The organism is Loktanella sp. IMCC34160 (genome assembly GCF_004145845.1).
Lineage (GTDB): Bacteria > Pseudomonadota > Alphaproteobacteria > Rhodobacterales > Rhodobacteraceae > SELP01.
Genome location: NZ_SELP01000002.1, coordinates 124,987 through 147,872, shown reverse-complemented (window position 1 = coordinate 147,872; position 22,886 = coordinate 124,987). Strand labels below are relative to the sequence as shown.

The window sequence follows — 22,886 nt, the reverse complement described above, 5'->3', positions numbered from 1 at the left end:
GCTGGCGCCGTCAACCATACAGTCACGGTGGGTTGAAACCCAACTTACCCAACGCAACGGCAAAAGGGGCCAGCCCCTTCTTTGGGTCAGAAATATCCCGGGGTGAGGCCCCCAGGGGCCGAGGGGCAGCGCCCCTCACTGTAAGGTGGGTTTCAACCCACCGCCCTAGGACAGCAGACGGGCCGCGACCGCTGGCAATTCAGCGAAGTCGTCGATCAGCGCCTCGGGCGCGAGGTCTTCGACCGCCCGGCCCAAGGGGCCGAAGGTCACCAGCACCGAGGGCACCCCCGCGGCCCGCGCGGTTTCACGGTCGGTCACCGTATCGCCCACCAGAAGGGCGCGGGTCGGGTTGCCCCCTGCCCTGCGCACGGCCTCGACAAATGGCGCGGGATCGGGCTTGCGCACTGGCAGCGTGTCGGCCCCGACCAGCGATCCGAACGCGTCACGCACGCCAAGGTCGCGCATCAGCCGTTCGGCCAATCCCTCGGGCTTGTTGGTGCAGATGCCCACCGCGAACCCATCGCCCCGCAGCGCCCCGACCGCCGCCATGGTGCCCGGAAACAGGGTGGTATGGCGCGACAGGTCGCGCCCATAGGCCTCCAGCAGGATGGGATATTGCCGGTCGATCTCGTCTTCTCCGTGACTGCCGGTCCGGCCAAATCCAAGGGTCAGCATCGCCCGCCCGCCCCGCATCGCTGTCGGGGCATCGGCGGGATGGGTCAGCACATCGCCCAGCCCCAAACCGCGAAAACAGTGGTTCGCCGCATTGATCAGGTCGCGGCTGGTATCGGCCAGCGTTCCGTCCAGATCGAAAATAACCGTGCGCATGGGCGCCGCCCCCTGAATTTCCCCATTGATCGGGTCTGGTGTAACGATCCGAAAACTGTTGTGAAGCCCCCAAAACTTGCGCCCCGGCCAAAGCCGGGTAGAAGAGGCGCAGAAGGCCGGGCAGAACAAGGAAACAGGCATGGCAACCGCATTGATCGTATTGGCCGCCGGACAGGGCACCCGGATGAATTCCGATCTGCCCAAGGTCCTGCACGAGGTCGCGGGTGCGCCGCTGCTGGTTCACGCCCTGCAATCGGGCGCGTCGCTGTCGCCATCGCGTGTGGTGATCGTCGCCGGACATGGGGCCGAGGCGGTGACAGCCGCCGCGCAGGACTGGACGCCCGAGGCCGATGTGGTCATTCAGGCCGAACAGCTGGGCACCGGCCACGCCGTCGCCCAGGCCGCCCCCGCGTTGCAGGGTTTTGATGGAGAGGCGATCGTTCTTTACGGCGACACCCCCTTTATCCGCCCCGAAACGCTGGAGGCGATGATCGCCGCCCGCGCCGCGCATGATGTTGTGGTCCTGGGGTTTGAACCCGGTGATCCCGCCCGCTATGGCCGTTTGGTGATGGAAGGGAAAAGCCTGACCCGGATCGTCGAATTCAAGGACGCATCGGACGAAGAACGCGCGATAACCCTTTGCAATAGTGGCGTTCTTTGTGCATCTGCACCCGCTCTGTTCGACCTCTGCGCGGCGCTGGAAAACAACAATGCTTCGGGCGAATACTACCTGACGGACGTGGTCGAACTGGCCCGCGCCAAGGGCCTATCCGCCACCGCCGTCACCTGCGCCGAAGAAGAGACTCTGGGTGTCAATTCCCGCGCCGATCTGGCCGCCGCCGAGGCCGCCTTTCAAGCCCGCGCACGGGCAGAGGCGCTGGACATCGGCGTGACCCTGACCGCCCCGGACACCGTGCATTTCGCCTTTGACACGGTCATTGGGCGGGACGCGGTGATCGAACCCAACGTGGTTTTCGGGCCCGGCGTGACCATCGAAAGCGGTGCCCGTATCCGGGCCTTCACCCATCTCGAAGGCTGCCATGTCAGCCGCGGCGCGATCGTAGGCCCCTTCGCCCGGCTCCGCCCCGGAGCGGAATTGGCCGAGGACGTGCACATCGGCAACTTTGTCGAGGTGAAGAACGCGCAAGTCGACGAAGGGGCCAAGATCAACCACCTGTCCTATGTCGGCGACGCCCACGTGGGCGAAAAGACCAACATCGGCGCGGGCACGATCACCTGTAATTATGACGGGGTGTTCAAGCACCGGACGACCATCGGCAAACGGGTCTTTATCGGGTCGAACACCATGCTTGTGGCCCCGGTCACGATGGGCGACGATTCCATGTCGGCCACGGGCACGGTTGTCACCACTGATGTCCCCGCGGGCGCGATGGCGATCAGCCGCGCCAAGCAGGAAAACAAGCCCGGACTGGCCAAGCGCCTGTTCGACAAACTGCGCGCCCGCAAGGCGGCGCAACAGAAGAAGGACAGCTAACCCATGTGTGGTATTGTCGGCGTTCTGGGCACGCACGAAGCCGCCCCGATCCTTGTCGAGGCGCTCAAGCGGCTGGAATATCGCGGCTATGACAGCGCAGGCATCGCCACCGTGAACGAGGGCGTGCTGGACCGCCGCCGCGCGGTGGGCAAGCTGGTGAACCTCTCCGATCACCTTGTGCACAACCCGCTGGCGGGCAAGGCCGGGATCGGCCACACCCGCTGGGCCACCCATGGCGCCGCGACCGAGGCCAATGCCCACCCCCACCGCGCCGGGCGCGTGGCCGTTGTTCATAACGGGATCATCGAAAATTTCCGGGAATTGCGCGCTGATCTTGACGCAAAGGGCATTCCCCACACAACGGAAACCGATACGGAAACCGTGGCCCTTCTGTGCGAAGATTATATGAATCAGGGGCTTACACCCCAGAAGGCCGTCGAGGCGACGCTTGCCCGGCTGGACGGGGCCTATGCCCTGCTGTTCCTTTTCGACGGTGAAGACGACCTGATGATCGCCGCCCGCAAGGGCAGCCCGCTGGCCATCGGACATGGCGACGGCGAGATGTTCGTGGGCTCCGACGCGATTGCGCTGGCCCCCATGACCGACCGGATCACCTATCTGGAGGAAGGTGACTGGGCCGTCGTGACCCGCGCGGGCGTCGAAATCCGCGATGCGGCGGGCAAGCTGGCCAACCGCCCCATCAAGACCGTCCAGATCGACGCCGCGGCGGTGGACAAGGGCGGTTATAAGCATTTCATGGCCAAGGAAATCGCGGAACAACCCACCGTGTTGACCGGGGCGCTGAACCACTATGTGTCGGGGGGGAATGTCTCACTGCCCGCCCCCGGCATCGACTGGGCCCGCATCGACCGGATCACCATGGTGGCCTGTGGCACGGCCTATTACGCCTGTGTGGTCGCCAAATACTGGTTCGAACAGGTCGCCCGATTGCCGGTCGACGTCGATGTGGCGTCTGAATTCCGCTATCGTGAACCCCCGGTATCTCCCGGAACCATGGCGGTTTTCGTCAGCCAGTCCGGCGAAACCGCCGATACGCTCGCCGCCCTGCGTTATTGCCGGGACAAGGCCGACAGCATCGTTTCGGTCGTGAACGTCGCCGAAAGCTCCATCGCGCGGGAAAGCGACCTTGCTCTGCCGATCCTGGCGGGGGTCGAGGTTGGCGTTGCCTCGACCAAGGCGTTCACCTGCCAGTTGACCGTCCTGAAAATGCTGGTGCTGGACGCGGCCAAGGCACGCGGCATCATCGGGGCCGAGGAGGTCGCGGAACGGCTGGAGGCCCTGACGACCCTGCCGGGCCTTCTGAACCAGGCGCTGGGGATCGAAGAGGAATGCCGCAACATTGCCCGCCAACTGGCAGAGGCGCGGGATATCCTGTTCCTTGGCCGTGGGCAGATGTATCCGCTCGCCCTTGAAGGGGCATTAAAACTGAAGGAAATCAGTTACATCCACGCCGAAGCTTATGCATCGGGCGAACTGAAGCACGGCCCGATCGCGCTGGTCGACAAGACCGTTCCGGTGATCGTCATGGCACCGCGTGACGCCCTGTTCGACAAGACCGTATCGAACATGGAAGAGGTGATGGCGCGGGGCGGCAAGGTGCTCTTGATCTCGGACCGGACCGGCATTGCGCAGGCCGGCGATGGGGTCTGGCAGACGATCACCATGCCCGAAATCGCCGCTGACCTTGCGCCGATCCTATATGCGATCCCGGCACAGCTTCTGGCCTATTACACTGCTGTCGCAAAGGGCACGGATGTGGACCAGCCGCGCAACCTTGCCAAATCCGTGACGGTCGAGTGATGCAGGTCGCCGAGGCCCTTGCCGCGCTGGAGCAGCACATCGAACCCGGCCGCGCCGAAGGGTCCGCCGCCTATCACAAGGTCGACCGCCCCTATCTGGGCGTCACCAACCCGTCGATCAACGATCTGACCAAGACCTGGCGGCAGACCCTGTCGGTTGAAGACCGGGTGCGTCTGGCCGACGAGCTTTGGCAAACCAACATCTACGAGGCCCGTTTGGCCGCTGCCAAACTACTGACACAGGCCCGCATTCGGCCGGATGACGCCGTGTGGGACCTGATCTGCCGCTGGGTGCCCGATTTCGACTGCTGGGCGATTGCCGATCATGTCTGCATGGCCGGGATGAAACGGCTGGTCGCGGACCCCACCCGCATTGACGAGGTCGAAGGCTGGACCACGTCCGAACACAAATGGACCCGCCGCGCCGCGCTGGTCATTACCCTGCCCTGGACCAAGCAGAACAACCCGAAACCCGAAGATCTGGCGATCCGCGACAGGGTGCTGGACTGGGCGGCGGGTTATGTCCCCGACCGGGACTGGTTCATTCAAAAGGCCATCGCATGGTGGCTGCGCGATCTGTCAAAGCACGACCCGGACCGCACCCGCGCCTTCCTTGCCGAACACGGTGCGGCGATGAAGCCCTTCGCCCGCAAGGAAGCCGGGAAATACCTGCCCTAGAGCGTCATGCGAAAAATCTAAATCACCTAGCGCTGCCTGAAATCATAGATTTCAACGCGTTAGGTGATACCTGATGCTTCCTGTTTTCGTCAGACGCCCTAAAACTCGAACCGGTACATCGCCTGCGCGTTGAGGATCGCGGTCTTGTCCGACGCGGCGGTCAGCCCGACCGTCACCCCGAAGACGGCACCATTGTCCTGCGCAAAATTGGCCCCAAAGGCGACCCGGGGCGCGACATAGCCGATACTGTTGCCGAAACTGTCCGCGTAGTGACCGATATCCAGTTCCAGCCGGCCGAAATTCATCCGGTAACCGTTATTTGTGCGCACCGGGGTTTGTTGCGCGGTCGTCCCAAGGGTCAGCACCGTCGCGTCGATCCGGCTGCTGCCCGTGGGCCGTTCCCGTTTGACCGACAACCCGGCCAGCGGGACCACCATAAACCCATCCCGCTCCATGACCCGCGACCATGTCAGCGCGGCGGTGGTGCTTTCGCCTTGTGACGGCACATACGCGACCGTGTAATTCGGACGGCCATACAGCAGATACCCGTCCAGATAATCGCCATTGTTCAACTGGGTCGAGAAATAGGGCCCGAACAGCACTTCCTGCCGGGTCACAACGGGCGATGCGGGCGGCGTGATCGACGAATTGCCTGCCAGAACCATGAGCCCGATCTGCCCGCGGCCCGACGGCCGGTCCGCGCCAAGGATCAGATATTGGTTGTTGCCGGTGAAACTGCCAAAGGTCGCCTGCGCCGCAACCATCGCCCGCCCCGAATAGGGGGTGTTGCCGCCCCGGGTCGACACCGTCTCGGTCTGGGTCGAGGTCGGGAAGGTCGCGCCACCATGCAGGGCCATCAGACTGTCCCGGATCACCGCCGCCTGGCCGCCAAACTCCAGTGCGGTGGTGCAGAGGAAGGGATCGTTCACGCCCGAAAGGTATTCGCAGGTTTCCAGTTCGTTCGCCCAAGCCGAACCGGCCAAGGCCACGCCAAAGCCGAACGACAGAAACCACCGCTTCAATAGCGACATCATACCCTCCACGGAAAACTGATAGGCCCGCATCCTAGCAGGATCGTGAAATTGCGCAGGTGGGGTATACCGGACCCGGGGGTCACAGCCGGGTCACATCAACCTCGATGATCGCGGTCAGGGGCGCGCCCAGAAGGCGCATTGCCGCGAGGCTGATCTGACTGCCCGATCCCGGCTCGCCGCCCGAGGGGCGCAGTTCCACCGTGATTTCCTGCCCCTCCCACGACACGCGGCCCTGCGCCACCTCGGACACAAGCGGGGTTTTCAGCCAGATGCCGGGATCGGCCGGGTCACCCAGCGTGGCAGAGGTGCGGCCAAGGATCGCCTGCTCTTGCGTCACAGGTGCGGCAAGGGCGGCGGCGCGGTCTGCGGCGCTGGTGGTGTCAAATTCTTCGGCTGTGGTGGCGCCCACCGGGGGTGGCGGGGCAATCGGGGCAGCCTCTTCCGTGTCGGGGGCCGGCGCCTCTGCGGCGGCCTCTTCGGCGGGTCGTTCAAACAGCCCGCCAAAGATTGGTTGGGAACAGCCGGTCAGGACCAGACCGGCGGACAAAAGCACAAGGGGACGCAAATCATACATGATCACAGGCTAGGCTGTCGTTCTTTGGTCTGCAATGGCCGCCTTCCCCCTTGCGCGCCACATTGCCCAACCCTAGGTTCCCAGCATGACCCCGATGCTTGTCGATCCATTCCAGCGGGCCATCCGCTATCTACGTGTGTCCGTCACGGACCGCTGCGATTTCCGCTGTGTCTATTGCATGTCGGAAAACATGACCTTCCTGCCCAAAAAGGACCTTCTGACGCTGGAAGAGCTGGACCGGCTGTCGACCGCCTTTATCGGGCTTGGGGTGGAAAAGCTGCGGATCACCGGAGGCGAGCCGTTGGTGCGCCGTGGGATCATGACCTATTTCAACGCGATGGGGCGGCACCTTGAAAGCGGCGCGCTGAAAGAACTGACCGTGACGACCAACGGGTCGCAACTGGGCCGTTTCGCGCAAGACCTTTATGCCGCCGGTGTGCGCCGGATCAACGTGTCCCTGGATACGCTGGACGAGGCGAAATTTGCCGAGATTACACGCTGGGGCCGCCTGCCGCAGGTCCTGAAGGGGATCGAGGCCGCCCGCAACGCGGGCCTGCGCGTCAAGATCAACACCGTTGCCCTGAAGGGGTTCAACGAGGACGAGTTGTTTTCCATCGCCGACTGGTGCGCCCGCGAAGACATGGACTTGACCTTTATCGAGGTCATGCCGATGGGCGATATCGGCAACGAGGACCGGCTGGACCAATATTGGAAACTGACCGATCTGCGCGCGCGGCTGGCCGAACGGTTCACCCTGACCGACCTGTCCGAACGCACCGGTGGCCCCGCCCGCTATGTCCGGGTCGAGGAGACCGGCCAGAAGATCGGTTTCATCACGCCGCTGTCCCATAACTTCTGTGAAAGTTGCAATCGGGTGCGGATCACCTGCACCGGCGAAATCTACACCTGCCTTGGGCAAGAGGGGCATTCCGACCTGCGCGGCCCGCTGCGGGCATCGGACGACAACGATCTGCTGGAAAACGCGATCCGCGCGGCCATCGCGCTCAAGCCCAAGGGCCATGATTTCGACTATTCCCGCCAGACGGTCGAAGGCCGCGTTAGCCGCCACATGAGCCACACCGGCGGCTAGAGCCATTCCATAGCGTCAATGCTGCATTGCAGCAAAGCCCCTACCTGAGCGGCATTGATTGCGCTAACAGCACGCTGATTAGCCGCAAAGGACACTGCCATGACCACCCAAACCATCCCCGCCGACCAGATCGCCGAAGCCGCCTATCACATCTGGATGGCCGAAGGCTGCCCCGCTGGCCGCGATCAGGACCACTGGCTTGCCGCCGAGGCCCAGCTGACCACCGCGAAACCCGCGCCGAAAAAGCGGGCCGCTGCCAAGAAAGCCGCTCCGAAAGCGACCGAAGCCAAGGCCCCGGCCAAGCCGCGCGCCCGCAAGGCCGCCGCAAAGACCGCCTAAGGCTTGCGCGCCACGAAATCGACAAGGGCGGAGCGGCCGGAATGCCCCCGCCCTTCCTGCACGTCGCGTTCATAGCTGGCGATCCGTTCGATCCGCCAGTCTGCGAAGGCGTCGGCCTCCCAATCCCTAGTGTCATTGGTCTGCGCGGACGACCGACGTTGGGACCTGTCCGTACAGGTCCCTCCCTTCGGCACTAACACCCCAAGAAAACATTCAGGCGGCGGGCATCCGCTGTTCCACGATCCCGGCCCACCAGCTGCAACCCGCCGGGATCGCTTCGTCGTTGAAATTGTATTCCGGGTGATGGACCATCGCCGTGTCACCATTGCCGACAAGGATATAAGCGCCGGGGCGTTCTTCCAGCATATAGGCGAAATCCTCGCCCCCCATGATCAGCGGCGCCTCGTCACATTGGCCCGAGATCGACCGGGCCACCTCGGCCGCGAAATCGGTCTGGGCGTCATGGTTGATCATCGGCGGGTAGCCCTTGAAATAGGTGATTTCGGGCGTGGCGCCCATGGCCGCGCAGGCCTGTTCGACCACCTGATGGAACCGTGTTTCCGCCAGCGCCCGCATTTCGACCGTCAGGGTCCGGATCGTGCCCCGGATCATCACCTGCTGCGGGATCACGTTGAAGGCCTTGCTGTCGCTTTCGATCGAGGTGACGGAGACCACGATCTGCTCGACCGGATCGGCGTTGCGGCTGGCGATGGTTTGCAGCATCGACACCACCTGCGCCGAGGTGACGACCGGGTCGATGGTCTCATGCGGCTTGGCGGCGTGGCCGCCCTTGCCCTTGATCACCACCTCGAACTGGTCGGTCGCGGCAAAGAACGGGCCGGGGCGGATCGCGAAACTACCGACCGGGCGGCCGGGCCAGTTGTGCATCCCGTAGACCTCCTGCACCCCGAAGCGGTCCATCATCCCGTCCGCGCACATCTCGCGCCCGCCGCCGCCACCCTCTTCGGCGGGTTGGAAGATGACAACGACCGTGCCGTCGAAATTGCGGGTCTCGGACAGGTATTTCGCCGCCCCAAGCAGCATCGCGGTGTGGCCATCATGGCCGCAGGCGTGCATCGCGCCGGGGGTCTTTGAGGCATAGTCCAGCCCCGTCGCCTCCTCGATCGGCAGTGCGTCCATATCGGCGCGCAACCCGATCACCTTGCCCGACCCGGTGGATTTGCCCCGGATCACCCCGACGACGCCGGTCCGGCCGATGCCCGTCACCACCTCGTCGCAGCCGAAGGCCCGCAGCTTTTCGGCGACAAGGGCAGAGGTGCGGTGGGTCTCGAACAGGATCTCGGGGTGTTCGTGGATGTCACGGCGCCAGGCGGCGATTTCGTCCTGCATCTCGGCGAGGCGGTTCTTGACGGGCATGGGAGTGTCCTTGGTTCGGGGTCGCCGAAAGCCTGCCGGATTCCCAGGCCCGCGACAAGGGAGGGTGGGTTGAAACCCACCTTACCCGCGGGCGCTTCGCCCCCACCTATAAACTCATGGCCCCCAGAGGCTATTGTCGACCCAAAGAAGGCATGAACTCTCATTTTGCCCCAAATACTCCGGGGTGAATGGCCCGAAGGGCCAGAGGGGCAGAGCCCCTCATGTAAGGTGGGTCTTGACCCACCGCCCCCTAAAGTGCCGGGCCCAGATCGATCCTTGATCCGTCCGAAAACCGCGACAGTCGGAACCGGTGCAGCACATGGCCCGGGTCATTGCCCTGCACCAGATCGGCCACCACCCGGCCCACGCCGGGTCCGATGCCGAACCCATGGCCGCTCATCCCCGTGGCGATGGTCAGGCCGGGCAGGCTTTCGGCCCGGTCGATCACCGGCACCACGTCCGGCATCGTATCGATCATCCCCGCCCATGCGGTGTGAAACCGGACCGGCGGCAGGTCGGGATACATGCGCGCGAACATGGCCTTAAGCTGGAACAGCTTGCCCATGTTCGGTTTCGGGTTCAGCACACGGATCGCCTCGAAAGGGCTGGATCTGTCCGCATCCCAGCGGCGCGGGGTCCCCCAGGCATCCGGGTATCCCTGCGGCGCGGCGGGGCGGTAGCTGGTCCCGAAAGGGTTGCCCTTCAATTGGGTGACGAACTTTGGCAAGGACCGGAAGGCATCCGGCCCGATGAACAATTCATGAAACGACGAGGGCGCAAAGGTGTACCCCCCATCCGCCCGCCGCCGGAAGGCCAGTTTCGATCCCGCCACCCCGCAGTCCGCCACCAGCGGCAGCGGATCAGAGGCCGCAACCGAGGCCCGGACCGACAATTGCGGGATCTGCACCCCATGCGCCTGCAGCAACAGCCGCGACCAAGCCCCGCCCGCGACAACCACCGCCGGGGCCTTGATCCGCCCCGCCTCTGTCACCACGCCCGCGACCCGGCCCGCTGCCACGTCGATCGCCCGCACGGCGCAGTTTTCGGCGATAACAGCCCCCTCTTTCGCGGCCAGCCGCGCCAGCGCAGGCACCGCAAGCCAGGGTTCGGCCCGCATGTCCGACGGGGTATAAAGTCCGCCGTGCCACACCCCCCGCGCCCCTGGCAGCAGATCGGCCAGCCCCGCCCGCGACAGAACCTGTGTATCCACCCCACGGGCCCGCGCGTGGGGCATCCAGCCCTCAAAGTCGGCCATGTCCTTTTCGGTTTCGCCCAGATACAGCACCCCACCCTGTTTCAGACCGATATCCGTATCCAACTGTGGGGCGAGGTCGCGCCAGTGTCGGTTCGCCTCGACCATGATCGGCAGTTCATCCGGGTCGCGCCCCTGTTGCCGGATCCAGCCCCAGTTGCGGCTGGATTGCTCCCCCGCGATCCGCCCCTTTTCCGCCAGAACCACCCGCTGCCCCGCGCGGGCCAGCCAATAGGCGGTCATCACGCCGGTCACCCCGCCCCCGACAACGACCACGTCGGCGCTGTCCGGCAGGCAGCCGCCATGTTCGATGGGCGAGGTTTCAGAGATTGGAAAGGGAGTCATGTCGGGCCTGTGCACTGCGGATTTCAGGGCCGAGCCTGTGCCGCCCCGCGGGCAAGGTCAAGCGCCCACAGGCCTGCCGCAAAACATGGAAAATAGGACCGGAATCGGTGGCCAGCGCCCGGCGCATGGAACAATTTCCCGCCCCCGTTCCCGACCAGAAACGCCCGTTCCGCATTGGCGCCCAGCCCGCAACCCCGTTCCGCCCCACCGGTTTGCAGGACTCAGCCGCCCGATCTATGGCCCACCTCATGCAGACAGGAGAATATGCAGATGTTTGAATCCTTTGGCTTCGAGACATTGACCGCGCCGCAGGCGGCGGTCTGGTTCGGCGGGCTTCTGGGCCTCGCCTTTGGCGTGCTGGCACAGCGCAGCCGGTTCTGTCTGCGCCGCGCCGTCGCGGGCGATCCGGGCGAACGCGCGAGCGCCGGAGCGGTCTGGCTGATCGCGCTTGCCGTGGCCTTGGTGGGCACCCAATGGGCCGTCTCGCGCGGCTGGGTCGATTTCGGGGCGCACCGGTTCATGGCTTCTGATCTTCCGATCGTGGCCATTGTCGTGGGCGGTCTTCTGTTTGGCGCGGGCATGGTGCTGACGCGGGGCTGTGTGTCGCGGCTGACCGTGCTGGGCGCCTCGGGCAACCTGCGGGCGCTGACGGTTATCGCCGTCTTTGCCATCACCGCCCATGCCGCGCTCAAGGGGCTTCTGGCCCCGGTCCGGACCACTCTGGGCAGCGTCACCGTCGCGCTGGACCCTGCCCTGCCCGGCCCTGTCGCGATCTGGGTCGCCGTCGTGGCCGTGGCCGCCATCGCGCTGGCGGTGCGGGTGCGCCTGTCGTGGAAACTGGCGCTTGGCGGGCTTCTGATCGGGGCGCTTGTCCCGCTGGGCTGGGCCGGCACCGGCTTTGTCCTTTATGACGATTTCGACCCCATCGCGCTGGAAAGCCTGTCCTTCACCTCGCCCTGGGCGGAAACCCTGTTCTTCACGGTTGCCTCCACCTCGATCCCGGGCAGCTTTGGCACCGGGCTGATCGGCGGGGTTCTGGCGGGGGCGCTGGTCGCCTCGGTTATCTTCCGCGACTTCCAGTGGCAAAGCTTCACCTCGCCGCGGGAAACCGGCAGCTATGTACTGGGCGGCGCGCTGATGGGGCTGGGCGGCGTGCTTGCCGGTGGTTGCACCGTCGGCGCGGGTCTGGCCGGGGTGCCGACCCTGTCGATCGCGGCCCTGCTCGCGCTCGCCTCGATCATCGCGGGTGCCCGCGCGGTCAGTGCAGTTTCTTCCGGATCTGCCGCACCATCCACCACACGGCCGCTACAACCGGCAGAGTAAGCCCTGCCGCCAGCCATCCCTTGTCAAGGTGCACTGCCTTGGCAAGGGGGGTCAGCAGGTAGATGCACAGGTTCAGCGCGTAGTAGCTGATCGCCACCACCGACAGCCCCTCGACCGTCTGCTGCAGGCGCAGTTGCAGTTCCGCGCGCTGGTTCATCGCTTCCAGCAGCGCCTTGTTCTCCGCAGACCGTTCCACATCCACCCGCGTCCGCAAAAGGTCGCTGGCCCGGACGGCGCGATCCGTCAGCGCCTGAAGCCGGTATTCCGTGGATTTCACCGTGCGCATCGCCGGATCGAACCGGCGCATCATGAACTCGGCGAATGTCTGGCGGCCCTGAAACCGATCCTCACGCAGGATCTCGATCCGCTGGTTGACGATGGTTTCATAGGCCCCCGTCGCGCCAAAGCGGAACGAGGCCCGCGCCGCCACGCTCTCCAGTTCGGCCGAGACCGCAAGAAGCGCGTGCAGCGTTTCCGCGGGCTTTGTCGCGTCGTCCTGCATCCCTTCGACCAGATCGGTCAGCCGCCGGTCCAACGTCCCCAGACGGCCCGACAGATCGCGCGCCTTGGCAAGGCCCAGCATCGACATCGCCTTGTAGGTCTCGATCTCGCACAGGCGTTGCAGGACCCGGCCAATGCGGCGGGCGCCGGTCTGGGGCCGGGCAAAGATGGCAAAGCGCATATGCCCGACCGGATCAATCCGGAAGTCCGAGGCGACGACCAGTTCGTCTTCCAGCACCCGGCTGATGGCGAGGCTTTCGGGGACGAACCATTCAGACACCTTGTCGATGATCCCCTCATCGCCCTCGACCACCTCGACCCGGATCAGGGCCGATGTGACCCGGGTGCCGGGGGCCGCGGCCAGCCAGTCTTCGGGAAACAGGCCAAAGGTTGCGGCGTCGAAGGGGCGTTCCGCCACCCCTTCGCCAAGGATCGTGTAAGTCACGAATTCCGTATGGCTTTCCCATTTTAGGAAATGCTTGCCGATCTGGCCGAAGTAATGGGTCGCGCCGGGCTGCGGGTGCTGCGCCCCGAACCGATCCAGCAGGGCGATCAGATGGGCGCGGTCCGCGTCCCTGTCCCGTGCCGCCGCCCGTTCGGCGGGTTTCAGCGCCAGATAGGCCGCGCGCCCCGGTGCCTTCATCGACGGGAAGGGACGGGCGTGCAGTTCATTGGCAAGCTGATAGCGCAGCGGGTGTTCGGTGATCACAGCCATGGTCGGACCTTGGGGTAACGTTGCGGCACCCTAGCGCCCCACACGCATATGTCCACAGGAAAAATCGTTTCCTTTAAGACACTTAGCGGCACACGATTGCATACAAAGCCAGGGCGGAGCCCCCTGAAACGACCAGCGCCGCCCGCGATTGCGGACGGCGCCAGATGGTTCAAAGTCAGGGGTCAGATCAGATGCAGACCACGGCCAGCGGCGGGAAGCCGTTGAAATTGACCGAAGAATAGGTCGAGGTATAGGCCCCGGTGTTGCGGATCAGGACCCGGTCGCCGGCCTTCAGCGACAGGGGCAGCGGCATCGGGCGCTTTTCGTACAGGACGTCGGCGCTGTCGCAGGACGGGCCAGCCATGATGCAGGCGCCCATCGGATCGGCATCACGGGCAGTTTCGAACCGGTAGCGGATCGCCTCGCCCTCGGTTTCGGCCAGACCCGAGAAACGGCCAATCGACAGGAAGACCCAGCGGTGCAGGTCGCGGGTCGATTTGCGCGACACCATCAGCACCTCGGCCACGATGGTCCCGGCCTCGGCCACCATGCCCCGGCCCGGTTCGGCCATGATACGGGCGACATCGCCGAAACGATCGGTCACAAGGCGCATCACGTCGGCGGCATAGGCTTCGGGCGCGTCCACTTCTTCATCGTAGAAGGCCGGGAAGCCGCCACCGATGTTAAGAAGGGTCAGGTCGTGGCCAGCGGCGCGGGCGGCGTGCCAGGTGCGGGCCAGCGCGTCCAGCGCCGGGGCCCACATGGTCGCCTTGCGGGTCTGCGAGCCGACGTGGAAGGAGAAACCGATGGGCGAGAGGCCCAGCGACTTCGCCACGTCCAGCAGGCGCAACGCCTCGTCCGCGTCGCAGCCGAATTTGCGGGTCAGCGGCCAGTCGGCCTCGGACACTTCGACGATCAGGCGGATGTAGACCTGCGCGCCGGGGGCGTTTTCCGCGATCTTTTCCAGCTCTTCCTCGGCATCGGCGGCGAACAGGGTGATGCCCTGTGCAGCGGCCCAGGCGATATCGGCCGGGCGCTTGATGGTGTTGCCAAAGGAAATGCGGTCCGGGGTCGCCCCGGCCTCAAGGCAGGCTTCGACCTCGGCGCGGGAGGCGGCATCGAAGTTCGAGCCAAGCCCGGCCAGACGGCGCAGGATGGCCCCGGCCGGGTTCGCCTTGACGGCATAGTGGATGTCGGCACGGCCAAGGCCAGCCTTCAGGGCGCGATACTGGGTTTCCACGCGATCCACATCGATCACCAGCGTCGGGCGATCAAAGTCGGCGGTCGCGATGTAGGCATCAAGGCGAGAGGTATACTCGACCGGCAGAGCCGTTTCGGCCCCGGTGAACATTGCAGTCATATTCATCTCCAACTAGACCCGGCCATCTATGACCGCTCACTTCCAAAAGGAGACGTTACCGTCGCTACGTAAACACGTGTCAGCGTGACTGCATGACCGGCCAGAGGCGCGTGCGTTGGCGTCTGTGGAGGCGCATTTGGGGCATCACATGAGTCGTTGCAAGAGAAGATTTTTCGCAAGACGCGAATATTTCGCTTTGCGGGGGTCGCTGACCCCCGCCGTTGTTCCCATGCAACAGAATTTGCGTCGGTTTTGATCAAATCACCCCGAAAACTCGTTGTTTTTCAACGGATTTGATCAGATTTCACCAAACGTCCGGGTCGATGCCCTGTTCGGCCAGCGCCGCGAACTTGTCCTGCAAATATCGCTGGAACGGCTGATTAAGGTATTCGCCCGTCGCCACGTATTCGAGGCCGGACAAGTGATGGAAGGGCTTGAAATATCCGGGCATCCGGAACGCCTCGGCGTCGCGCAGATCGGCGGCCCCGGCGTTGGCGGCGGGGAAGATCACCTGCGTCGGTGTGAAATTGACGAACCACTTGCGGGCAAGCTCGCGCTCTTCCAGCTCTTCCCCGTCAAAGTCGACGACCGCGCGCGACCCCCAAAGGTCAAGCTGCACAACATCGAAATGCGCGGTCAGATAATCGGTGATCTCGGCCCGTTCGAAATTCACCGCGTGAAGTTCCCGGCAATAGGGGCAGCCACGTTGTTCGAACAGAACGATCAGGCCACGGCCCTGCGCGGCGGCGTCCTCAAGGTCCGGTCCCATTTCAAGGAAGCTGTCCAGAAAAAACGGCTGATCATGCAACCCGTCGTCCCGAAGGACCGGTTCCGCACGGCCTGCCTGCGCGGCGGCCAATCCGAAGGCGGTTGCGGCAAGAAAGGCGCGTCGGTCCATGGTCTCCTCCCTGTTTTCAGGAAAGATAGCATGGGCCGACGCCCTGTCCAAAATCACGTATTCGCGGGGGTCAGCGCACCTTGAGCGTGGCCAGCCCGATCATCGCGAGGATCAGCGAGATGATCCAGAACCGGATCACGATCTGCGGTTCGGCCCAGCCCTTTTTCTCATAGTGGTGGTGGATCGGGGCCATCAGGAACACCCGCTTGCCGGTCCGCTTGAAGTAGAGCACCTGAATGATGACCGACAGCGCCTCGACCACGAACAGCCCGCCGACGATGGCCAGAACAATCTCGTGCTTGGTCGCGACCGCAATCGCCCCCAGCGCGCCGCCAAGGGCCAGCGACCCGGTGTCGCCCATGAAAACAGCGGCCGGCGGCGCGTTATACCACAGGAAGCCCAGCCCGCCGCCGATCAGCCCGGCGCAGAAAATCAGCAGTTCGCCGGTATCGGGGACGTAGTGCACGTCCAGATATTCGGTAAAGTCGACCCGGCCCACCGCATAGGCAATAACCCCGAAGGCCGCCGCCGCGATCATCACCGGCATGATCGCCAGCCCGTCCAGCCCGTCGGTCAGGTTCACCGCGTTCGCCGCGCCCACGATGACGATCATCGCAAAGGGGACGAACAGGACCCCCAGCGGCAGCAGGAATTCCTTGAACACGGGGAAGGCCACTTGGCCGGTCAGGTCCGCCGGATGCAGCCAGGCGGCCCAGTAGCCTGCTATAGCCGCAATCAAGAACCCCAGCAAAAGCCGCACCTTACCGGATACACCGGCGGTCGTCTGCTTGCGCACCTTGGCATAATCGTCGGCAAAGCCGATTAGCGCATAACCGAGGGTCACGAACATGACCAGCCAGACAAACCCGTTGTCCAGACGTGCCCACAGAAGGGTTGATGTGGTCAGGGCCGCGATGATCAGCAGCCCGCCCATGGTCGGGGTCCCGGCCTTGGAAAAATGGCTTTCGGGGCCATCGTCACGGATCGGCTGACCCTTGCCCTGCTTGCGCCGCAGCACGTTGATCAGCGGCAGCCCGAACACGAAGCCGAACAGAAGCGCGGTAAAGAACGCCCCCCCGGCCCGGAAGGTGATGTAGCGGAAGAGGTTGAACACATCCCCCCCGTCGGACAGCGCGGTCAACCAATACAGCATATACTCAAGCCCCTTCTTCGGAAGTTCTGCGGCCTTGCCCCAATTTGCGCAGCGCGTCAACGACAAGGGAAACCTTTGATCCCTTCGACCCCTTGACCAGCACGACATCGCCCGCGTCGATCAGGCGGTGGGACTGGGCGGCCATGTCCTCGGCGGTTTCGGTCCAGCGGCCGCGCTTGCCTTCGGGCAGCGCCTCCCACAGGGATTTCATCCGGGGACCGGAACAATGGACAATATCGACGGCCTGAATCGACGGGTCGTCCGCGATGCCCGCGTGCAGGGCCAGTTCGTCCGGTCCAAGTTCCAGCATATCGCCCAGCACGGCGATCCGCCGCCCCTTGTGCACCCGCCCGACCCCGTCACGGGGCGTGGTGGCGGCCAACACCTCAAGCGCGGCGGACAGCGACGTGGGATTGGCGTTGAAGGCGTCATCCATCAGGTCGAACCAGTCGTCGGACCGCGCCGAGTCCAACACCACCTTTTCCCGCGTCCCGCGCCCTTCAGGCGGCAGCCAGTGGACAAGATCATGGGCCGCAAGGATCGGGTCCGCCCCGAGCGCATCGACTACGGCAAGCACGCCCAGCGCATTGACCGCAAAATGCCGCCCCGCGACCGAAAGTTTGAACACCAGTTCCCCGACCTCGGGCAGATGCGCCCGGACCACGGTGCAATCCGCCCCGGCCCGTACATCGAGAAGGTGCCAGGGGTTGTCGTCCTCGGTCCCGAACCAACGGCGCGGACCATCGGTATAAGTTTCGATGTCGATGACCCCATAGACATTTTCCGGCAGGTCGGCGGGCACCACGACGGTGCCGTCCTCGTCCAGCCCGGCGATGATCGACGCTTTTTCGCTGGCGATGCCTTCGATCCGGCCAAAGGCCTCCAGATGGGCGGCGGCAACGGTGGTGATCATCGCCACATGGGGCCGGGTCATCCGCGACAGGGGCGCGATTTCGCCGGGATGGTTCATCCCGATCTCGATCACCGCATAATCCGTGTCGACCGGCATCCGCGCCAGCGTCAGCGGCACGCCCCAATGGTTGTTATAGGAGGCGACAGAGGCATGGGTGCGACCCTGCCGTGACAGTACCTCGCGCAGCATTTCCTTGGTCGAGGTCTTGCCCACCGATCCGGTCACCGCCACGACGCGGGCCTTGCTGCGGGCACGGCCCGCCTGCCCCAGCCGTTCCAGCGCCGATTGCACGTCGTCCACGATCAGCAGGGGCGCGTCCGCGGCCACATCCGCCGGTCGGTGTGTGACCATGGCCGCCGCCGCGCCCCTGGCCAGCGCTTGGGCCACGAAGTCATGCCCGTCCCGCGCCGCGGTCAGGGCCACGAACAGGTCGCCCGGCTGGATCGTGCGGGTGTCGATGGAAACGCCCGTCGCCGCCCAATCCCCGGTCGTGCGGCCACCTGTTGCGGCTGCGGCCTCGGCTGCGGTCCAAAGCGCGGTCATATCCGGCCCTCCAGCGCGGCCACGGCGATGCTGGCCTGTTCGGCGTCGTCAAAGGGCAGAACCAGATCGCCGACGATCTGCCCGGTTTCATGACCCTTGCCCGCGATCAGCAGCGCGTCACCCGGTTGCAGAGCGTCCACGCCGCGCAGGATCGCCTCGGCCCGGTCACCCACCTCGGTCGGGTCGCCCCCGGCGGCAATCGCCCCTTCCATCACGGCGGCCCGGATGCTGGCCGGGTCTTCGCTGCGGGGGTTGTCGTCGGTCACGATCACCACATCGGCAAACTCAGCCGCGGCCTTGCCCATCAGCGGGCGCTTGCCCGCGTCACGGTCGCCGCCCGCGCCGACGATGGCGACGATCCGGCCCATGACATGCGGGCGGATCGCCTTGAGCGCGGTTTCGACCGCGTCGGGCGTATGGGCATAATCCACATAGACCGCCGCGCCATTGGTCCGCGTCGCCGCCAGTTCCATCCGGCCCCGCACGGTGGTCAGATGCGGCAAGGTATCAAAGACATGCGCCGGGTCTTCGCCGGCCCCGATCACCAGCCCCGCCGCCAAAAGCACGTTCTGCGCCTGAAACCCGCCGATCAGGTTCAGTCGGGCGGTATACACCTTGCTGCCCCAGGAAAACCGCAGGTCCTGCCCGGTTGCATCGAACCGCTGACCCAGAAGACGCAGGTCGGCGGCCTCGTCGCTGCCCACCAGGATGGTGCGCTGATCGCGGTCTTCGGCGATATTGGCCACCTCCGGCCCCTTTGGGTCGTCGATGTTGATCACCGCCACCCCGTCATCGGGCAGGACACGGGTAAACAGGCCCATCTTCGCATTGAAATAGGCGTCAAAGGTCTTGTGATAATCCAGATGATCCTGGGTGAAGTTCGTGAACCCCGCCGCCTTTAGGACTACCCCATCCAGCCGCCGCTGATCCAGCCCGTGGCTGGATGCCTCCATCGCCAGATGAGTGACCCCGGCTTGCGCGGCCTCGGCCATGACCCGGTGCAGGGTGATCGGGTCGGGCGTGGTGTGTTTCAGCGGATTGGTCCAATAGCCTTCGACCCCGGTGGTGCCAAGGTTGACGGCCTTGCGGTCAAGTTCTTCCCAGATCATCCGGCAAAAGGTCGAGACCGAGGTCTTGCCGTTCGTGCCCGTGACCGCGACGGCAACGTCCGGTTGCCGCCCGAACCACAGCGCGGCGGTCTGGGCCAGCGTCTGACGCGGGTCTTCGGCCACGACGATGGCGGCCGTCGTGCCTTCCAGCACGTCGGCGGCGATACGCTCGCCCTCTTGATCCGTCAGGATCGCCGCCGCCCCCATGGGCAGGGCGTATTGAATAAATTCGGCCCCGTGGAATTTGACCCCCGGCAGGGCGGCGAACAGCGTGCCTTCGCGCACCTCGCGGCTGTCGGCGGTGATCCCGGTGATGATCGCATCTGCCCCACCGCGCGCCGTCAGCCCAAGCGCGCCGAGGGTTGATCGTTTCTGTCCTGTCGCGCCCGTGCCTGCCATCTCTGCCCCGCCTTGCCGGTCCTAGTTCGAGGTGAGTGTTACACCCGTCACCGTGGCAGGTTCAATCTGTGGCCGCAGCCCAAGAAGTGGCGCGACGCGACGGATGATCTCTGCCGCGACGGGAACCGCGGTCCAGCCCGCCGTGCGGCGCGGTTCATCACCGCTGGTTTCGGTCGGTTCATCCAGCGACACAACCAGCACATATTGCGGGTTGCTGGCCGGGAACAGGCTGGCAAAGGTCGCGATGACCTTGTCATCCATATAGCCACCGCCGCGCGGGTTGGGTTTTTCCGCCGTGCCGGTCTTGCCCGCCACTTCGTATCCCGCCACCTCGCCGAAAGACGCGGTGCCGCGCACCACCACCTGCCGCAGCATGTCGACGGCGGCGTCGGCGACCTCGGGCGATATGACCCGTTCGCCTCGTTGTGGACCGTCCTGCACCAGAAGGGTTGGCGCCACGCGGGTGCCGCCGTTGGCGATGGTCGCATAGGCCGACGCAAGGTGCAGCGGAGAGGTGGACAGCCCATGCCCATAGGAAATCGTAACCGTATTCACCTCGCGCCAGGTCTGCGGGTAGATCGGGCGGCCTGTCGATGCCTCGACCATCTCGACCGTGGTCGGGTCCATCAGGCCAAGGTCGCGCAGGAAGTCCTGCTGCCGCTCCGCCCCGATTTCCATCGCGATCCGGGCGGTCCCGACGTTCGAGGATTTCACGATCACATCCGTTACCGACAGTTGCGGCCCATAGTAGTGGAAATCGTTAATCGGAAAGCCGCCGACCCTCAGGGGCATGGTCGTGTCGATCATGGTCGATGGGTTGGTCAGCCCCAGTTCCATCGACTGCGCAACGGTGAAGATCTTGAAGGTCGACCCAAGTTCATACAGCCCCTGAACGTTGCGATTGAACAGCGGGCTGTCGGATTGGTCGCCTTCGGTCAGGGGGCGGGGCCGGTTGTTCGGATCGAAATCCGGCAGGCTGGCCATGGCGATGATCTCGCCCGTGTGCACATCCATCAGCACCGCCGAGGCGCCCTTGGCGTTCATCAGCATCATGCCGCCCTGAAGCACCCGCTCCAGCGCCGCCTGAATGGTCAGGTCGATGGACAGTTCCAGCGGCTCGCCTTCATTCGCAGGGTCGCGCAGGTAGTCGTCGAATTGGCGTTCCACCCCGGCGACGCCAATCACCTCGGCCGAATCCACGCCTTCGCGGCCATAGCCCGCGCCGCCAAGGATATGCGCGGCGATGGACCCGTTGGGGTAAAGGCGCATCTCGCGCGGGCCGAACAGAAGGCCGGGGTCGCCGATATCATGGACCGCCTGCATCTGTTCGGGGCTGATCTGGCGCCGGATCCACAGGAATTTCCGCGTCCCGGTGAAATCTTCGTAAAGTTCGTCCGCGTCCAATTCCGGGAAGATCGCCGCCAGCCCATCGGCGGCGCCGCGCGGGTCGATCATCTGCGGCGGTTGCGCATAAAGCGCGTGCGTGTCGAAGTTCGTCGCAAGGATGCGGCCATTGCGGTCCAGAATATCGGCCCGCTGACCGATGATCGGGTTGCCGACGGCCGCGGTGCGCGGCTCTTCCGGCTCAGTGGCGGCAATCGCCCCCATGCGCAGGCCAATGGCCCCAAAGGCCGCGAAAAAGCACAGGCCCAGCACCAGAAGCCGGCTTTCGGCGCGGTTGCGGGCGCGGTCGCGCATTTGCTCATGCCGCTGGCGGCGGTTCTCTGCCTCGATCTCGGACGGGTTTTCGCCATTGGCGCGGGCACGCAGAATGCGGGCAAGCGGGCGAAGCGGTGTGCGGATCATAGCGGCTCCTCCCCGGCGCGGGCATCGCTGGAAACCTCAATCGGGTTGACGACCGGAAACAGCGGTTCAGGCGGGAAGGTGACCTGATCCACGCGGCCAAAACCGTCAGGCATCAGCGGCAGCAATCCCAGCCGGTCAAAATTCAGTTCCGCCAGATCACGCAGCCGGTCGGGCCGGTTCAGATAGGCCCATTCGGCGCGCAGAACGCCCAGTTTCTCATGCGCCTCGCCGATCTCGCGGTGCAGGCTGCGCACCTCGCGGATCGAGGTCTGCGTGGTATAGTTTTCGTGATAGGCCCAATAGCCAAGGGCCATGACGATCAGTGCAGAGAAGACGTACAGCAGCCCCCGCATCACCTTTCCCCCTTCAACAGCGGCATTCCCAGCGCCGCCCGGTCCACCGTTCCCGCAGGCGCATCCGTGCGCCGCGCCACCCGCAGCTTTGCCGACCGCGACCGCGGGTTTTCCGCCAGTTCCTGATCGTCCGGGCCAACGGCCTTGCGGGTCAGGATTTCGAAGGCGGGTTTGTCCTGTTCAAGCTGCGGGGCATAGCGGTTGGCGTTGCCGGTGCTGCCCGCCCGGGCCTGCATGAAGCGTTTGACCATCCGGTCCTCGACCGAATGAAAAGTCACGACCGCCAGCAGGCCGCCGGGCTTCAACGCCCGCTCGGCGGCGGTCAGCCCCATGTAAAGTTCGCCGTATTCGTCATTTACCGCGATCCGCAGCGCCTGAAACGTCCGGGTTGCGGGGTGGCTTTGGCCCGGCTTCTGGCGCGGCAGGCAGGATTGCACGACCTCGGCCAGTTGCAGGGTGGTGGTCAGCGGACGCGCCTTGACGATCGCCTTGGCGATCCGGCGGCTGGCCCGCTCCTCCCCGTAAAGATAAATGATATCAGCCAGTTCCGTCTCGTCCGCCGAGTTGCACAGATCAGCGGCGCTGGGGCCGGACTGGCTCATTCGCATGTCCAGCGGGCCATCCTTCATGAAGGAAAATCCACGTTCCGCAAGATCCAGCTGCATCGACGACACGCCAAGGTCCAGCACAACGCCGTCAAGGTCCGTGCCGTAGTCATCGAGCCGGGAAAACGTGCCTTCGACCAGTTCCAGCCGGTCGCCGTAGTCCCCGACCCAGGGCGCGGCCATTTCAAAGGCCAGCGGGTCGCGGTCCACGCCGATCACCTTGTCGGCCCCGGCGGCCAGCAGGGCGCGGGTATAGCCCCCGGCCCCGAACGTCCCGTCCAGCCAGACGCCAGCCACCGGCGCGACCGCCTTGATCAGCGGCCGAAGCAGAACGGGGATGTGGGCGGATTGGTCAGGCGTGGCAGCGCGTTCCATC

The 22,886-nt window shown here is 64.9% G+C and carries 21 protein-coding genes; 6 read left to right on the top strand and 15 right to left on the bottom strand.

The features are described from left to right. Positions 1-165: 165 nt before the first annotated feature. Complete coding sequence (locus EU803_RS05010) at positions 166-828, bottom strand: HAD-IA family hydrolase (protein WP_129680433.1); 663 nt, start codon at positions 826-828, stop codon at positions 166-168. Between the two features lie 139 nt (positions 829-967). Between EU803_RS05010 and glmU the strand changes: the two genes are divergently transcribed. From glmU to EU803_RS04995, 3 genes are read left to right on the top strand one after another with little or no spacing between them, the layout of a single operon-like run. Then, the gene (gene glmU / locus EU803_RS05005; protein ID WP_129680431.1) at positions 968-2,323 is read left to right on the top strand and encodes a bifunctional UDP-N-acetylglucosamine diphosphorylase/glucosamine-1-phosphate N-acetyltransferase GlmU; all 1,356 of its coding nucleotides are present in this window, start codon (positions 968-970) and stop codon (positions 2,321-2,323) included. A gap of 3 nt (positions 2,324-2,326) precedes the next feature. Continuing rightward, positions 2,327-4,144 carry a glutamine--fructose-6-phosphate transaminase (isomerizing) gene (gene glmS / locus EU803_RS05000; RefSeq protein ID WP_129680429.1) on the top strand — a complete coding sequence of 606 codons (1,818 nt, stop codon included), beginning with the start codon at positions 2,327-2,329 and terminating at the stop codon, positions 4,142-4,144. Then, complete coding sequence (locus tag EU803_RS04995) at positions 4,144-4,821, top strand: DNA alkylation repair protein (RefSeq protein ID WP_129680427.1); 678 nt, start codon at positions 4,144-4,146, stop codon at positions 4,819-4,821. The genes glmS and EU803_RS04995 overlap by 1 nt, the downstream gene beginning before the upstream one ends. 98 nt (positions 4,822-4,919) lie before the next feature. Here the strand turns inward: EU803_RS04995 and EU803_RS04990 are convergent, their stop codons facing one another. After that, positions 4,920-5,852, bottom strand: coding sequence for a hypothetical protein (locus tag EU803_RS04990; protein ID WP_129680425.1), 933 nt, complete (start codon positions 5,850-5,852; stop codon positions 4,920-4,922). Between the two features lie 82 nt (positions 5,853-5,934). Next, complete coding sequence (locus EU803_RS04985) at positions 5,935-6,429, bottom strand: D-galactarate dehydratase (protein WP_129680423.1); 495 nt, start codon at positions 6,427-6,429, stop codon at positions 5,935-5,937. An 85-nt stretch (positions 6,430-6,514) separates the two neighbouring features. On the opposite strand from EU803_RS04985, the gene moaA reads away from it, so the two are divergent. Next, the gene (gene moaA, locus EU803_RS04980) at positions 6,515-7,519 is read left to right on the top strand and encodes a GTP 3',8-cyclase MoaA (RefSeq protein WP_129680421.1); all 1,005 of its coding nucleotides are present in this window, start codon (positions 6,515-6,517) and stop codon (positions 7,517-7,519) included. Between the two features lie 99 nt (positions 7,520-7,618). Then, positions 7,619-7,858 carry a DUF2934 domain-containing protein gene (locus EU803_RS04975; protein WP_129680419.1) on the top strand — a complete coding sequence of 80 codons (240 nt, stop codon included), beginning with the start codon at positions 7,619-7,621 and terminating at the stop codon, positions 7,856-7,858. Here EU803_RS04975 and EU803_RS04970 read toward each other — a convergent pair. The 3 genes from EU803_RS04970 to EU803_RS04960 form a co-directional block, all read right to left on the bottom strand. Next, complete coding sequence (locus EU803_RS04970) at positions 7,855-8,052, bottom strand: hypothetical protein (protein WP_129680417.1); 198 nt, start codon at positions 8,050-8,052, stop codon at positions 7,855-7,857. The genes EU803_RS04975 and EU803_RS04970 overlap by 4 nt on opposite strands. Positions 8,053-8,071: 19 nt before the next feature. Beyond that, positions 8,072-9,235: a M20 aminoacylase family protein gene (locus tag EU803_RS04965; RefSeq protein WP_129680415.1), complete on the bottom strand. Its 1,164-nt coding sequence runs from the start codon at positions 9,233-9,235 to the stop codon at positions 8,072-8,074. A gap of 250 nt (positions 9,236-9,485) precedes the next feature. Next, positions 9,486-10,832, bottom strand: coding sequence for an FAD-binding oxidoreductase (locus EU803_RS04960; protein ID WP_129680413.1), 1,347 nt, complete (start codon positions 10,830-10,832; stop codon positions 9,486-9,488). 270 nt (positions 10,833-11,102) lie between these two features. Here EU803_RS04960 and EU803_RS04955 point away from each other — a divergent pair, with 270 nt between their 5' ends. Continuing rightward, on the top strand, positions 11,103-12,155 hold the full coding sequence (locus EU803_RS04955) for a YeeE/YedE thiosulfate transporter family protein (protein ID WP_129680411.1): 1,053 nt from the start codon (positions 11,103-11,105) through the stop codon (positions 12,153-12,155). Here EU803_RS04955 and EU803_RS04950 read toward each other — a convergent pair. The 9 genes from EU803_RS04950 to rsmH form a co-directional block, all read right to left on the bottom strand. After that, entirely contained in the window at positions 12,091-13,371 is a 1,281-nt protein-coding gene (locus EU803_RS04950; protein WP_129680409.1) for a DUF3422 domain-containing protein, read from the bottom strand. The genes EU803_RS04955 and EU803_RS04950 overlap by 65 nt on opposite strands. Before the next feature lie 187 nt (positions 13,372-13,558). After that, positions 13,559-14,737, bottom strand: a complete 1,179-nt coding sequence (locus tag EU803_RS04945) for a type III PLP-dependent enzyme (protein WP_129680407.1) — start codon at positions 14,735-14,737, stop codon at positions 13,559-13,561. 298 nt (positions 14,738-15,035) lie between these two features. Further along, complete coding sequence (locus tag EU803_RS04940) at positions 15,036-15,629, bottom strand: thioredoxin fold domain-containing protein (protein WP_129680405.1); 594 nt, start codon at positions 15,627-15,629, stop codon at positions 15,036-15,038. Between the two features lie 70 nt (positions 15,630-15,699). Next, positions 15,700-16,782: a phospho-N-acetylmuramoyl-pentapeptide-transferase gene (mraY, locus tag EU803_RS04935; protein ID WP_129680404.1), complete on the bottom strand. Its 1,083-nt coding sequence runs from the start codon at positions 16,780-16,782 to the stop codon at positions 15,700-15,702. 4 nt (positions 16,783-16,786) lie between these two features. Continuing rightward, positions 16,787-18,238 carry a UDP-N-acetylmuramoyl-tripeptide--D-alanyl-D-alanine ligase gene (gene murF / locus EU803_RS04930; RefSeq protein WP_129680402.1) on the bottom strand — a complete coding sequence of 484 codons (1,452 nt, stop codon included), beginning with the start codon at positions 18,236-18,238 and terminating at the stop codon, positions 16,787-16,789. Further along, complete coding sequence (locus EU803_RS04925) at positions 18,235-19,746, bottom strand: UDP-N-acetylmuramoyl-L-alanyl-D-glutamate--2,6-diaminopimelate ligase (protein WP_129680400.1); 1,512 nt, start codon at positions 19,744-19,746, stop codon at positions 18,235-18,237. The genes murF and EU803_RS04925 overlap by 4 nt, the downstream gene beginning before the upstream one ends. Positions 19,747-19,767: 21 nt before the next feature. After that, on the bottom strand, positions 19,768-21,552 hold the full coding sequence (locus EU803_RS04920; RefSeq protein ID WP_129680398.1) for a penicillin-binding protein 2: 1,785 nt from the start codon (positions 21,550-21,552) through the stop codon (positions 19,768-19,770). Then, the gene (locus tag EU803_RS04915; protein WP_129680396.1) at positions 21,549-21,905 is read right to left on the bottom strand and encodes a cell division protein FtsL; all 357 of its coding nucleotides are present in this window, start codon (positions 21,903-21,905) and stop codon (positions 21,549-21,551) included. Before EU803_RS04915 ends, EU803_RS04920 begins: the two co-directional genes overlap by 4 nt. Further along, positions 21,905-22,885, bottom strand: a complete 981-nt coding sequence (rsmH, locus tag EU803_RS04910; protein ID WP_129680394.1) for a 16S rRNA (cytosine(1402)-N(4))-methyltransferase RsmH — start codon at positions 22,883-22,885, stop codon at positions 21,905-21,907. Before rsmH ends, EU803_RS04915 begins: the two co-directional genes overlap by 1 nt. Between the last annotated feature and the right edge of the window lies 1 nt (position 22,886).